At 75.1% G+C, this 12,926-nt stretch carries 11 protein-coding genes; 6 read left to right on the forward strand and 5 right to left on the reverse strand.

Annotation, left to right across the window (positions count from 1 at the left end; genetic code table 11):
• Window positions 1–68 precede the first annotated feature (68 nt).
• The 3 genes from AB0442_RS32745 to AB0442_RS32755 are packed head-to-tail and all read left to right on the forward strand — an operon-like array spanning window position 69 to window position 4,790.
• Entirely contained in the window at window positions 69–1,010 is a 942-nt protein-coding gene (locus AB0442_RS32745; RefSeq protein WP_344628022.1) for a MoxR family ATPase, read from the forward strand.
• Window position 1,011: 1 nt separating this feature from the next.
• The gene (locus tag AB0442_RS32750) at window positions 1,012–2,355 is read left to right on the forward strand and encodes a DUF58 domain-containing protein (protein ID WP_366167254.1); all 1,344 of its coding nucleotides are present in this window, start codon (window positions 1,012–1,014) and stop codon (window positions 2,353–2,355) included.
• A complete protein-coding gene (locus AB0442_RS32755) occupies window positions 2,352–4,790 on the forward strand; it encodes a DUF3488 and transglutaminase-like domain-containing protein (RefSeq protein WP_366167256.1) in 2,439 nt (812 codons plus the stop codon). Before AB0442_RS32750 ends, AB0442_RS32755 begins: the two co-directional genes overlap by 4 nt.
• A gap of 99 nt (window positions 4,791–4,889) precedes the next feature.
• Here AB0442_RS32755 and AB0442_RS32760 read toward each other — a convergent pair whose 3' ends face one another.
• The 3 genes from AB0442_RS32760 to AB0442_RS32770 form a co-directional block, all read right to left on the reverse strand.
• Window positions 4,890–5,273: a DUF3040 domain-containing protein gene (locus AB0442_RS32760; protein ID WP_366167258.1), complete on the reverse strand. Its 384-nt coding sequence runs from the start codon at window positions 5,271–5,273 to the stop codon at window positions 4,890–4,892.
• Between the two features lie 274 nt (window positions 5,274–5,547).
• Window positions 5,548–6,300, reverse strand: a complete 753-nt coding sequence (locus AB0442_RS32765; RefSeq protein WP_366167260.1) for a methyltransferase domain-containing protein — start codon at window positions 6,298–6,300, stop codon at window positions 5,548–5,550.
• A gap of 180 nt (window positions 6,301–6,480) precedes the next feature.
• Window positions 6,481–6,999 (reverse strand): SAV_6107 family HEPN domain-containing protein, encoded by a 519-nt coding sequence (locus tag AB0442_RS32770; protein WP_366167262.1) that lies wholly within the window; start codon window positions 6,997–6,999, stop codon window positions 6,481–6,483.
• A 590-nt stretch (window positions 7,000–7,589) separates the two neighbouring features.
• On the opposite strand from AB0442_RS32770, the gene AB0442_RS32775 reads away from it, so the two are divergent.
• Both AB0442_RS32775 and AB0442_RS32780 read left to right on the forward strand, forming a co-directional pair.
• Window positions 7,590–8,198 (forward strand): DUF4126 domain-containing protein, encoded by a 609-nt coding sequence (locus AB0442_RS32775; protein ID WP_363548489.1) that lies wholly within the window; start codon window positions 7,590–7,592, stop codon window positions 8,196–8,198.
• A 63-nt stretch (window positions 8,199–8,261) separates the two neighbouring features.
• Complete coding sequence (locus AB0442_RS32780) at window positions 8,262–9,647, forward strand: FAD-dependent oxidoreductase (RefSeq protein WP_366167264.1); 1,386 nt, start codon at window positions 8,262–8,264, stop codon at window positions 9,645–9,647.
• A gap of 16 nt (window positions 9,648–9,663) precedes the next feature.
• Here AB0442_RS32780 and AB0442_RS32785 read toward each other — a convergent pair whose 3' ends face one another.
• Window positions 9,664–10,542 carry a hypothetical protein gene (locus AB0442_RS32785; protein ID WP_366167266.1) on the reverse strand — a complete coding sequence of 293 codons (879 nt, stop codon included), beginning with the start codon at window positions 10,540–10,542 and terminating at the stop codon, window positions 9,664–9,666.
• 87 nt (window positions 10,543–10,629) lie between these two features.
• Entirely contained in the window at window positions 10,630–11,544 is a 915-nt protein-coding gene (metF, locus tag AB0442_RS32790) for a methylenetetrahydrofolate reductase [NAD(P)H] (protein ID WP_366167267.1), read from the reverse strand.
• Window positions 11,545–11,711: 167 nt separating this feature from the next.
• On the opposite strand from metF, the gene AB0442_RS32795 reads away from it, so the two are divergent.
• The gene (locus tag AB0442_RS32795) at window positions 11,712–12,836 is read left to right on the forward strand and encodes a polyprenyl synthetase family protein (RefSeq protein ID WP_366167268.1); all 1,125 of its coding nucleotides are present in this window, start codon (window positions 11,712–11,714) and stop codon (window positions 12,834–12,836) included.
• The last annotated feature ends 90 nt before the right edge of the window (window positions 12,837–12,926 follow it).

The following is a 12,926-nucleotide window of genomic DNA, read 5'->3' on the forward strand; positions in this document are numbered from 1 at the left end:
CGCAGGGCACGGCGGGCGCGACCCGTTCCGACGGTTTCGCGGCGCGCAGGCCCGCGGGGCTCCAGGAGCTGGGCGCGGTGGCCGAGCGCATCCGCGCGTCGGTGGAGAGCGTCATCGAGGGCAAGCCGGAGGCCGTCCGGATCGCACTGACCGTGCTGCTGGCCGAGGGCCACCTGCTGCTGGAGGACGTCCCCGGCGTCGGCAAGACCATGCTCGCCAAGGCACTCGCCCGGTCCGTGGACTGCACGGTGCGCCGCATCCAGTTCACCCCGGACCTGCTGCCCTCCGACGTGACCGGCACCAACGTCTTCGACCAGCACCAGCGGGACTTCGAGTTCCGGCCGGGCGCGATCTTCGCGCAGATCGTGGTCGGCGACGAGATCAACCGGGCCTCGCCGAAGACCCAGTCGGCGCTGCTGGAGTCGATGGAGGAGCGCCAGGTCACCATCGACGGCACCAGCTACGAGCTGCCCTCGCCGTTCATGGTCGTGGCGACCCAGAACCCGGTCGAGATGGAGGGCACCTACCCGCTGCCCGAGGCGCAGCGGGACCGCTTCATGGCCCGGGTGTCGATCGGCTACCCCAGCCCCGAGGCCGAGTTCGCGATGCTGGACGTGCACGCCGGCGCCAATCCGCTGGAGGACCTGCAGCCGGTGGCGCACGCCGCCGACATCCTCAAGCTGATCGAGGTGGTCCGCTCGGTGCACGTCGCCGACGCGGTGCGCCGCTACGCGGTCGACCTGGTCGCCGCCACCCGTTCCCACCCGGAGCTGCGGCTCGGCGCCTCGCCGCGCGCCACCCTGCACCTGGTGCGGGCGGCCCGTGCGGCCGCCGCGCTGGAGGGCCGCGACTACGTGGTGCCGGACGACGTCCAGGGGCTGGCCGTGCCGGTGCTGGCGCACCGCCTGCTGCCGACCGCCGAGAGCCGGATGAACCGGCGCACCGCCGAGCAGGTCGTGCTGGACCTGGTCGCGCGGCTGCCGATCCCCCGTCCGCAGGGGCGCGGCTGACGTGGCCGCGGGCGAGAACCCTCCGCCGCAGGCCGGGCAGGCGCCGCACGGACTGCGGGCGGGGCTGCACGGGCTGACCACCCGGGGGCGGTCCTTCCTCGCCGCCGGGATCACCGCCTCGCTGTGCGCGTACGTCTTCGGGCAGGACGCGCTGCTGCGGGTGGGTGTGCTGCTGGCGGCGCTGCCGCTGGTCTCCGCGCTCTGGCTGCTGCGCACCCGCTACCGGGTGGCGGGCGGCCGCCGGCTGTCCCCGCACCGCACCCCGGCGGGCCACGAGGCCCGGGTGCACCTGCGGCTGGACAACGTGTCCCGGATGCCCACCGGCGTGCTGATGCTGGAGGACCGCGTCCCGTACGTGCTCGGGCCGCGGCCGCGGTTCGTGCTGGACCGGGTCGAGTCGCACGGCTACCGCGAGGTGTCCTACCGGGTCCGCTCCGACCTGCGCGGCCGCTATCCGCTGGGCCCGCTGCAGCTGCGGCTGTCCGACCCGTTCGGGATGTGCGAGCTGGGCCGCTCGTTCAACGCCTCCGACGTGCTGACGGTGGTGCCGCAGGTCGTGCCGCTGCCGCCGGTGCGGCTGCCGGGCGAGCGGGCCGGGCACGGCGACACCAACGCCCGGGCGCTGGCGCTGGCCGGCGACGACGACGTGATCCCGCGCGAGTACCGGCACGGCGACGACCTGCGCCGGGTGCACTGGAAGTCCACCGCGCGGTACGGCGAGCTGATGGTCCGCCGCGAGGAGCAGCCGCTGCGGGCGCACGCCGCGGTGCTGCTGGACACCCGGGAGATCGCGCACCGCGGCTCCGGTCCGGGCTCCTCCTTCGAGTGGGCGGTGAGCTGCGCGGCGTCCGTCGGCGTCCACCTGGCCGACCGCGGCTACCGGACGCGGCTGGTCACCGACACCGGCCGCGCGGTGCCGTCCGCGGGCAACCCGGCCGCGACGACGCCGGCCGAGGCGAACGGGCTGTTGCTGGACGAGCTCGCGGTGGTCGACCACTCCGACGGCGGCGGGCTGGCCCGCGCCGAGGAGGTGCTGCGCGGCGGCGAGGGCCTGCTGGTCGCGATCGTCGGCTCCCTCGACTCCGAGCAGTTGGAGCGGCTGTGCGGGCTGCGCCGCCGGGCCGCCGGCGCGGTGCTGTTCCTGCTGGACACGGCGACCTGGGCGGGGCTGCGGCACCTGCTGCCGGACACCTCCGACGGCGACTTCGAGGAGCAGCAGAAGATGCTGCGGCGGGCCGGCTGGACGGTGCTGCCGGTGAAGGCCGACGCCTCGCTGCCCGAGCTGTGGCGTTCGGCCGACCGTACCGAGCAGTCGAGCCCCTACCGAGACGAGGTCGGCGCGTGACCACCCGGGCCCGTTTGACGATCAGCGCGGCGACGGCGACGGCGCTCACCGCCCTGTGCCTGCTGCCGCTGATCACCACGCACGGCTGGTTCGTGCAGGCCGTCCTGCTGGTCCTGGTCGCGGCCGGGGCGGGCACCGGGCTGCGCCGCCTCGCCGTCGCCGGCTGGGCGGTGACCCCGCTGCAGCTGCTGATCGTGCTGTACGCGCTGATGCTGCTGTCGGTGCGCCGGTCGATGGCCTGGGGGCTGCTGCCCGGCGGCCGGGCGCTGGACGCACTGAGCGGGCTGCTCACCCAGGCGGGCACGGACCTCGGCCAGTACGCGGTGCCCGCGCCGGACACGGCGGGCCTGCGGCTGGTGCTGGTCGGGTCGGTCGCCCTGATCGCGGTGCTGGTGGACGCGCTGGCGGTGACCCACCGGCGGGCGGCGGCGGCCGGTCTGCCGCTGCTGGCGCTGTACTCGGTGGGCTGCGGCCTGTCCGGGGTGGGCTCGGGTTCGTGGATCTGGTTCCTGCCCGCGGCCGGCGGCTACCTGCTGCTGCTGCGCGCCGAGGGCCAGGACCGACTGTCGCGCTGGGGCCGGGTGTTCAGCGGCCGGGGCAAGGCGACGAACACGCCACCGGTGCACAGCGGGCACCGGGTCGGTGTGATCGCGCTGGTGCTGGCGGTGGCGGTGCCGGCGTTCCTGCCGCAGGCGGGCCTGGGGCTGGTCGGGGCGATCGGCGGCAGCGGCGGTTCGGGCTCCGGCAGCGGGTCCGGGTACCACGTGACCTCGCTGAACCCGGTGGTGGCGCTGACCGAGAGCCTGCACCGTACGGACGCGGTGCCGCTGCTGCAGTACCGCACCACCGCGCAGTCCGTCGGCGAGATGTACCTGCGGATCGGCGCGCTGGACGAGTTCAACGGCGTCGACTGGCGGTTCTCCCCGCAGAAGCTGCAGCAGCGGCCCGAGCCGCTGCCGAAGCCCGCGGGCCTGTCCTCGGCGGTCGCGGTCACCCAGGCCGACACCCACGTGGCGATCTCGCAGAACCTGCGCACCGACTGGCTGCCGCTGCCGTACCCGGCGAACTCGGTGAAGGTGCAGGGCAACTGGCGGTACGAGCCGGAGACCCGCACCGTGGTCGGCGCGGACGGCCAGAAGACGGACGGCCTCACGTACGACGTGACCAGCCTGGACGTGCGGCCGACCGCCGAGCAGCTGCGCTCGGCCGGCCCCGTCCCCGCCGACCTGCCCGGGCGCTACCTGCAGCTGCCGGACTCGTTGCCGGCGCAGGTGGCGAGGACGGCGCAGGAGGTGACGGCGGGCAAGGACAACGCCTTCGACCGCGCGGTGGCACTGCAGGACTGGTTCACCTCGCCGCAGTTCCACTACGACACCGACATCGAGGCCGGCACCGGCAGCACCGCGATCCTGAAGTTCCTCCAGGACCGGCGGGGCTTCTGCGTGCACTTCGCGTCGACCATGGCCGCGATGGCCCGCACCCTGGGCATCCCGGCCCGGGTGGCGATCGGCTTCACGCCGGGCAGTTCCAGCGACGGCTCGGTGTACGTGGTGCGGTCGACCAACTACCACGCCTGGCCGGAGCTGTACTTCGCGGGCACCGGGTGGGTGCGCTTCGAGCCGACGCCGTCGGCCGGGCAGGGCGCGATCGCGCCGAGCTACGCCCGGCCGGAGACCGCCCCGTCCGCCGGGGCGACCACGGCGCAGCCGACCGACGAGCCGAGCGGCGCCGCGTCGGCCTCGCCGGGTGCGGCCAACAGCTGCGGCGGCGGCCACCGCGCGGAGGACTGCGCGGACCAGCAGACCGCCGCCGACCAGGCCGTGCACGGCGAGCCGTGGTGGCTGTCCTGGCGGGCGCTGGCGACGTTCTCGCTGGTGGCGCTGGCCCTGGTGCTGCTGGCGGTGCCGGCGCTGTGGCGGGCGAGGCTGCGGCGGCGCCGGCTCGGCGCCGGACGGCACCTGGCGGGTGCCGACCGCGCGGAGCTCACCGACGCGCAGGTGCTGGCCGCCTGGCAGGAGTTGATCGACTCGGCCTGGGACCTCGGCATCCCGCCGGACGACGCCAGTACGCCGCGCCGCACCGTGGCGCGGATCGCGCGGCTCGGTTCGCTGGACGTCGAGGCGCAGGCGGCCGCGGGCCGGGTGGCGCTCGCCACCGAGCAGGTGCTGTACGCCCGGGAGACCGGGCCGGTGCCGCCGCTCGGCGCGGACGTGCTCGCGACCCGGGAGGCGCTGCGGGCGTCGGTCGGCCGGTACGGCCGGCTGCGGGCGGTGCTGCTGCCGCCGTCGGCGGTGCGCCTGTGGTGGCGGGCCACCGAGCGGGTCGGCGCGGTGCGGCAGGCGGTGCGCGGCCGCTTCGACGCGGTGGCGGGTGCGGTGCGCACGGCCGTCCGCCGGGTGCTGCGTCGTCCGCCCGAGGAGGACGGCCGGTCCTGACCGGTCCCGCTCCCGGTCCGCCGGACGACGGCGCCGGGGGCGGGCAGTTCGGTGAACTGCCCGCCCCCGGCGGTCGGTCGCTCGTGCTTCCAGTGGTTCCTAGAGGCCGTCGTGTTCGTCGCGGCGGCGTTGCCAGCGCTGTTCCATCCGGTCCATCACGTTCGCCTTGCGGCGGGGAGCGGGGGATACCTTGGGGCCCGATCCGTGCCCGAGGGCACCGCGTCGCCATCCGGTCACGGCGAGGACCGCGCAGCCAAGCATCACCAGGAAACCGATCACGCTCACCCAGATCAGCTGGGCGACCATGCCTCCCATCAGGAGACCGACGCCAGCCACGAACCCTGCGGCGGCCAGGTAGACCCTCCGACGGGTGTAGGTGCGCAGGCCGGTTCCCTCAAGCGCTGACGCGAATTTGGGATCTTCGGCGTACAGCGCTCGCTCCATCTGCTCGAGCAGTCGCTGCTCGTGCTCCGAGAGCGGCACGGAGTCCTCCTACTCGTCGGTCGCGGGGCGACCGGTCCGCCACCCCTGGGCCTGATCCTGTGAGGTCCATATGCCCCAGGCGTTCGGGTGTCATGCTTTCCGGCTTTACCCAGATCATACGGTCCACAGGGCCTGTTCGGGGTGGTCGTGGACACGTGCCATCGACCACTTCGGAGCCGCCCTGCACCGGTGCCAACGCCCCTGCCCGCGCACAAGTGCCCGGATCATCGGAATCTCCGCAGCCCAAGGGGCGCGGCGGCGCCCGGCGGCGGGCTCAGACGAGGGCGGCCAGCAGGTGGAGCTGGGTGGCGACGGCGTGGAAGGCGGGCTCCTCGGCGGCGGCCAGCTCCAGCTTGAGCAGGGCCTCCATCGCGCCCGGCTCGGTGTCGACGAGCACCCCGGGGACGAGGTCGGCGAAGACCCGTACGCCGTGCACGGAACGCACCTGGAGGCCGGCCCCGGCGGTCAGGCCGGACAGCTCCTCGCCGGTGAAGCGGCGCGGCATCGGGTCGCCGGCGCCCCAGCGGCCGTCCTCGGCGTCCAGCACCGCGCGGGCGTCGGCGAAGTGGCCGGCCAGGGCGCGGGCGAGCACCGCGCCGTTGCGGTTGGCGGCGAGCAGGCTCACCAGGCCGCCCTTGCGCAGCGTGCCGGCGAGGCTGCCGAGCGCCTCCGCCGGGTCGTCGACGACCTCCAGCACGCCGTGGCACAGCACGGCGTCCACCGAGCCGGCCTCGACCACCTCGGGCAGCGTCTGGGTGTCGCCCTGGACGGCGCGGACGAGGCCGGTGACCCCGGCCTCGTCCGCGCGCCGCTCCAGCGCGAAGAGCGCGTCCGGGCTCGGGTCGACGACCGTGACGCGGTGGCCGAGCCGGGCCACCGGCACCGCGAAGTTGCCGGTGCCGCCGCCCGTGTCGAGGACGTCCAGCACCGGCCGGTCGAGCTCCGCGGTGCGCTGCTCCAGGGCGGTGCGCAGCACCTCCCAGACCACGGCGGTACGCAGGGCACTGCGGGGGCGCGTCGGGTACACGGCGGAGCTCCTCGGTACTGGGATCGATCACCGAACGCCACCACCTTAGGCCCTGCGGTGCCGGCCGTACGGCGCCCGACGGCCGCGGGCAGCTGGGCCCTCTCTTTCGGGTCTTGCCGGATCGGCGTGCGGCGGTGGGCGCCCGGCGTCGCGCGCCCGGCAAGACCCGAAAGAGAGGGCCTACGCCAGCGGCAGGGGCTGCTGGGGGACGGCCGGGCCCAGCCCCAGCAGGCGCTCGACGATCCGCAGGTACAGCCCGGTGTTGCGGATCAGGTCGTCGGCGTCGCGGGCGGTCGCCGCGGTACGGATGCCGGCCTCGGCGGCGGCCCGGCGGCGTGCGCCGGCGGCGAAGTAGACGGCCCACTCGGTGAGTTCGGGGGCGACCCCGGGCAGCAGCTCCCAGGCGCTGCGGATGGCCTTGCGGCGGCGCGGGTTGCCCTCGGGCCGGCCGCGCACCGCGAGCACGGCGGCGGTGGTGCGCAGCGCGGCGAGGTGGGCGGTGGCGTAGCGCTCCAGCGGGTCCGGCAGGCCGCGGGCGGCGGTGAGGGTGCGGTGGGCCTGGCGGAGCAGATCGAGGGCGGCGGGCGGGGCGCCCGTCCGGCGCACCACGGGGTGGACGTCGGCGGGGCGGGTGCGTCCGGCGGGCAGGGTCTCGGCGACAGGGTGGCGGGTGACGCGCTCGGGGCGGCTGATGGTCATGGTCTCCCCCGGTCCGATGCGGGTTGCCCGGGCCGGGCGGCCCGCGCCACTCCAGCGTGGCAACCGCCACTGACAATCCCGGGTGCGAACGGTCCGCCGGGGGTGCGGGGAGCACGGCCGCGGGAGGAGCGGCGGGGGCGGCGCCACGGCCGGACCGGCACCCCCGTCGCCGTCCGGCCGGGCACCGCCGCCCCGCACGTCTGCCGGAGGCCGTTCCCCCGGCCTCCGGTCTCCCCCGGTCGGGCCGTCCCCCGGACCGCGCTCCGCCGCCCCGTGCCGGCGGTGCGCGGCCCCGAACGGCCCGTGCACGCGACCAGGCAGGCCCGCCGGTCCCCCACGGTCGGCGGACGGCCCTGTCGCTTCCCGGACGGTGCTTCGCGCTCACCCCGCCCGGCGCCCACCACTATGGCGTCCCCGCAGGTCAGGGGGTATCCGTCGGCGTACTCATTCGTGGCCCTGAGTATCCGTACTCAGTCCCCGGGCGGGCCGGCGCCCGGGAACCGGCGGGCCGTGCGGCGCGTCCTTGGAGCACCGGTACGGTACGTCCCGACCGCCCGGGTGTCGGGCGGCCCTGCCGGAGGGGAGCAGAGTTGAGCATCATCCCGTTGATCTTCACCAGCGGATGGGCGAGCGGTGTCAACGCCTACGCCGTGGTCCTGCTGCTCGGCCTGTTCGGCCGGTTCGGCGGCGCCGAGTCGGTGCCGCCGGCGCTGGAGCGCACGGACGTGCTGATCGCCGCCGCGGTGCTGTTCCTCTGCGAGGCGGTGGCCGACAAGATCCCGTACGTGGACTCGGTGTGGGACGTGGTGCACACCGTGATCCGCCCGGCCGCGGGCACCGTCGTCGGCGTGCTGATGGCGAGCAACGACCCCGGCTCGCTGAGCGAGATCGCAGCGGGCGCGCTCGGCGGTACGACGGCGCTGGTCAGCCACGGCATCAAGGCCTCGCTGCGGATGGCGGTCAACACCTCGCCCGAGCCGGCCTCGAACATCGTGGTCAGCCTGCTGGAGGACCTCTCGGTGGCCGGCCTGGTCACCCTGGCGGTCTTCCACCCGTGGGTGGCGGCCTCGGCGGCCGCGGTGCTGCTGGTGGTCGGGGTGCTGCTGGTCTGGTTCGCGGTCTCCCGCATCCGCCGCTTCCTCCAGCGCCGCCGCGAGCGCAGGGCCGCGCGCACCGCGGCCGTCCAGCCGCAGTACTGACGACGGCGCGGGGGCGGCAGCCCCCGGGTGACCTGCGCGGGTTCGCCCGTAGACTGAGCGCCCATGGCACGGATCGTCATCATCGGCGCAGGCATGGCCGGACTCGCGGCAGCGGCCCGGCTCGGCACCCTCGGCCACCGGGTGACGGTGTGCGAGGCCGCCCCGACGTACGGCGGCATGGTCGGCCGGTACGAGCGGGGCGGTTTCGCCTTCGACACCGGGCCGGGCCTGCTCAACCTGCCGGCCGTCTACCGGGACCTGGCGCTGAAGAGCGGCCGGGAGCCGCTGGAGGAGCTGGTCGACCTCGTCCCGGTGGAGCCGGAGAGCCGGCACCTCTTCCCCGACGGCACCGACCTGGTGCTGCCGAACGCCTCCCGCGGCGGCGTCGCCAAGGCCCTGGACACGGCCTTCGGCGCCGGCTCGGGCGACCGCTGGGGCGAGGTGATGAACCGCGGCCGGGCGGTCTGGGAGGCCACCCGCCGTCCGCTGATGGAGGAGCCGCTGCCCGAGGGCCGGCTCGCCGACCCGTACCCGCGGCCGCCGCGCCGCGGCCCCGCCAAGTGGCTGCCGCGCGGCTCGTACACCCTCGGCGACGTGGCCCGCCGCGAACTCGGCGGCCACCCCGGGCTGACGGCGCTGCTCACCGAGTACGCGACCCGGTTCGGCCTCGGACCGGACGCTCCGGCCGGGGCGACCGTGCTGGCGTACATGGAGCAGTCCTTCGGCGTCTGGTACGTCCGCGGCGGCATCCGGGCGCTGGCCGACGCGGTGTTCCGCCGCTGCGAGCAGCGCCGGGTGGATTTCCGCTTCGGCACCCGGGTCGCCGGGGTGCTGACCGAGGACGGCCGGGCCTGCGGGGTGCTCACCGCCGACGGCGAGCGGATCGAAGCCGACCTGGTGCTCTCCTCCTCGCCCGACCCGGGCCTCGGGTGGGAGAAGCCGGGCAGCGGGCTCGGCCGGGTGCGGGTGCTGCTCGCCCTGCGCGGGGCCCGGCCGGAGGGCACCGTGCACCGGACGGTGGTGCACGCCGAGGGCGCGGGCTGGGAGACGGACGCGCTGCTGCACGAGGAGAGCGTCCCCGAGGGGCCGACCGTGCAGGTGCTGCGGCCGGACGACCCCTCCCTGGTGCCGGACGCCGACCACGAGGCGGTCACCCTCACCGTCACCTGCGGGGTGCGCGAGGACGACGACCTGGACGCCTACGCGGGCCACCTGCTCGACCACCTGGCGAAGTCCGGGCTGGACCTGCGCGAGCGGGTGCTGTGGCGCGAGGTGCGGTCCACGCCGTGGGTGCCCGCCCCCTCGCTGGCGGGCGGCACCCTCAACCCGCCGAACGGGACGGGTGTCCCGGGCCTGTACCGGATCGGCGGCGGCGCCCACCCCGGCGGCGGGCTCGCCCGGGTCGGCATGTCCGCCTCGATCACCGCCGGGCTGATCGGCCCGGCCTGACGGCCGGCCGCCGGGCTCAGCCCTGCTGCTGGTAGTCCCAGGTCTGCTGCTGGTACTGGCCCTGCTGCTGCGGGACGGCCGACTGCTGCTGGTACTCCCAGCCCTGCTGGGAGTACGGGCCCTGCTGCTGGGCCTGGAACTGCTGCGCCTGCTGGGCGGCGAACTGTTGCGCGGCGTACGGGTCCTGCTGGTACTGGGCGTAGGCGGCCTGCTGGGCGTAGGCGGCCTGCTGGGCGTAGGCGGCCTGCTGGCCGTACGCGTCCTGCTGGCCGTACGCGTCCTGCTGCTGGTACTGGGTGTGGGCGACCTGCTGCTGAGCCGCCCACTGCTGCTCCCAGCCGTAGCCGGCCTGCTGCTGGGCGTACGCGTCCTGGTGGGTGGCCTGCTGCGGGAAGCCCTGCTGGGTCCAGACCTGCTGCTCCTGCTGCTGGTACGCCTGCGGCTCGGCGTAGACGCCGTCGGCGGCGACCTCCTCGACCTCGGTGTACGCGGCGAGGGCCACGTCGGGCTCGACCGGGCCGACCTCGCCGACGACCGGAGGCTCGGGCGGGGCCGTCTCCTCGGCGCCGGCCGCACCGCCGGTGGCGGCGCTCAGCAGCGGGACACGGGCCAGCGGGCCGGGCAGGGCACCGTCCTCGCGGCGCAGCGACCAGCCGGCGACGAAACCGCGCTTCACCGAGGTGGTCACGAAGAACTGGCCGACCGCGAAGGCGGCCGCACCGATGCCGATGACCAGCACCGACTGCAGCCGCATGCCGCCGACCACCAGGAGGAAGCCGGCCAGGGCGACGCCGCGCCACACCAGCGGGGCACGGTTCTGCAGCAGCAGTTCGGCGATCAGCCAGAGCGCGACGATCGCGAGTGCGGCGTACAGCAGCAGGTACCCGATGCCCATCCTGCTACCTCCACTCGCGCGCCCCGCATGTGCGGGCGACTGTACAGGCTGCGGGCGAACACCACTGCATCCTCGGCAGGACCGGCCTCAACGCCGGTGCAGGCCGAGGTTCTGGTAGATCTCCAGCGTCGAGGTGGAGTGGTTGAGGGTGATGAAGTGCAGGCCCGGCGCGCCCTCGGCGAGCAGCCGCTCGGACATCGCGGTGGCGTGCTCGATGCCCACCGCCCGCACCGCGTCCGGGTCGTCGGCGAGGGCCAGGAAGCGGTCCTTCAGCTCCTCCGGGAAGTCGGAGCCGGACAGCTGCGGGAAGCGCTCCAGCTGCCGGATGTTGGTGACCGGCATGATCTCCGGGATGATCGGCGTGGTGCAGCCCGCCGCCGCGACCCGGTCGCGCAGCCGCAGGTAGTCCTCCACCTCGAAGAACATCTGGGTGATCGCGTAGTCGGCGCCGGCCCGGCACTTGGCGACGAAGTGGCGGATGTCCTCGTCCCAGTTCTCCGACCGCGGGTGCATCTGCGGGAAGGCGGCCACGCCCACGCAGAAGTCGCCGATCCCCTTGATCAGCTCGACCAGCTCGTAGGCGTAGGTGACGCCCTCCGGGTGCCGGACCCACGCGCCCACCGGGTCGCCGGGCGGGTCGCCGCGCACCGCGAGCACGTTGCGCACTCCCTCGTCGGCGTACTGGCCGATGATGTTGCGCAGCTCGGCCACCGAGTGGTCGACGGCGGTCAGGTGGGCGACCGGGGTCAGGGTGGTCTCGGTCGCGATCCGGCCGACCATGTTGACCGTCCGGCTGCGCGAGGAGCCCCCGGCGCCGTAGGTCATGCAGACGAAGTTGGGGTCGAGCGCCTCGACCCGGCGGATCGCGTCCCAGAGGCGGCGCTCGCCGACCTCGTTGCGCGGCGGCATGAACTCGAAGGAGAACGAGCGGTCACCGGCCGCCAGCAGGTCCCGGACGGTCGGCGCGTGGTCGGTCCGGGTGGAGGGGATGCCGAGTGCCATGCTGGCAGGCTAGCGGTCAGGCGCGGAGGGTGACCAAACGTAGTCCACTGAATGAGACGTGCACGTGGGACACCGCGTGACCGGGGCCACCCCCGGGTCCGCGCCGACCGGCGCGGACGACCGATTCGGGCCCCGGACGACCGCCGGATAGGCTGATTGTCAGCCCAATGATCCGGAGTCCCACCGTGCCCTCCTCCACCAGCCTGCCGGCCAACCCGATCGACCGGGAGGCCGTGCGCGACCGCGTGAACGCCGCGCTCGCCGCCTTCATGGACGGCCGGAGCACCCTGCTCGCCGGCATCTCCCCCCAGCTCGGCCCGGTCTCCGAGGCGCTGCGCGACTTCCTGCTCGACGGCGGCAAGCGGCTGCGGCCCGCCTTCTGCTACTGGGGCTGGCGCGGCGCCGGCGGCTCCGCCGACCACCCCGGCATCGCCGACGCCGCCGCCGCCCTCGAACTGCTGCAGGCCAGCGCCCTCGTCCACGACGACCTCATGGACCGCAGCGACACCCGCCGCGGCCTGCCCTCCGTCCACCGCCGCTTCGAGGGCCTGCACCGCGAGCACGGCTGGCGCGGCGACCGCGAGCAGTACGGCGCCAGCGCCGCCGTCCTGCTCGGCGACCTGCTGCTGATCTGGTGCGACGAGCTGTTCCAGAGCTCCGGGCTGCCGGACGACGCGGTACGGGCCGCCAAGCCCGTCTTCGACCTCATGCGCACCGAGGTCATGGTCGGCCAGTACCTCGACGTCCTCGAACCGGTCGCCGGGGACTCCGCCGACGCCGGGGCGCTCGACCGGGCGCAGACCGTCCTGCACTACAAGTCCGCGAAGTACACCATCGAACGGCCGCTCCAGGTCGGCGCCCTGCTCGCCGGCGCCGGACCCGGACTCGTCGAGGCCTACGGGGCGTTCGGGCTGCCGCTCGGCGAGGCCTTCCAGCTCCGGGACGACCTGCTCGGCGTCTTCGGCGACCCCGCTGTCACCGGCAAGCCCGCCGGGGACGACCTCCGCGAGGGCAAGCGGACCCTCCTCGTCGCCCACGCCATGCGGGGGCTCTCCCCCGCGGACGCCCGGCACCTCGACGAGCGGCTCGGCGCGGCCGACCTGGCGGCCGAGGAGATCCCCGTCCTGCGCGGTCTGGTGGAGCGCAGCGGCGCGGCCGACCGCGTCGAACGGCGCATCGGGGAACTCCTCGAACAGTCCCTCGCCGCCCTCGACGCCGCCCCCCTCGCCGACGGCCCCGCCCGCCCCACCCTCCTCGCCCTCGCCGAAGCCGCCACCATCCGCAAGCACTAGATGAATGATGCGAAGGGTTAGTGGTCATAGGCGGTCAGCGAGCGCATGACGGGCTGGCCGGTGCGGTCGTTGTGCCAGATTGCACAGGTC

It is taken from the genome of Kitasatospora sp. NPDC085895 (genome assembly GCF_040702125.1).
GTDB classification, from domain to species: Bacteria; Actinomycetota; Actinomycetes; order Streptomycetales; family Streptomycetaceae; genus Kitasatospora; species Kitasatospora arboriphila.

Excerpts from the sequence above, each read along its gene's own strand:
- AB0442_RS32770 (WP_366167262.1), bottom strand. The coding sequence starts at position 6,999 with ATGACCATCAGCCGCCCCGAGCGCGTCACCCGCCACCCTGTCGCCGAG.
- AB0442_RS32780 (WP_366167264.1), top strand. The coding sequence starts at position 8,262 with ATGGCACGGATCGTCATCATCGGCGCAGGCATGGCCGGACTCGCGGCA.
- AB0442_RS32785 (WP_366167266.1), bottom strand. The coding sequence starts at position 10,542 with ATGGGCATCGGGTACCTGCTGCTGTACGCCGCACTCGCGATCGTCGCG.
- metF (WP_366167267.1), bottom strand. The coding sequence starts at position 11,544 with ATGGCACTCGGCATCCCCTCCACCCGGACCGACCACGCGCCGACCGTC.
- AB0442_RS32795 (WP_366167268.1), top strand. The coding sequence starts at position 11,712 with ATGATCCGGAGTCCCACCGTGCCCTCCTCCACCAGCCTGCCGGCCAAC.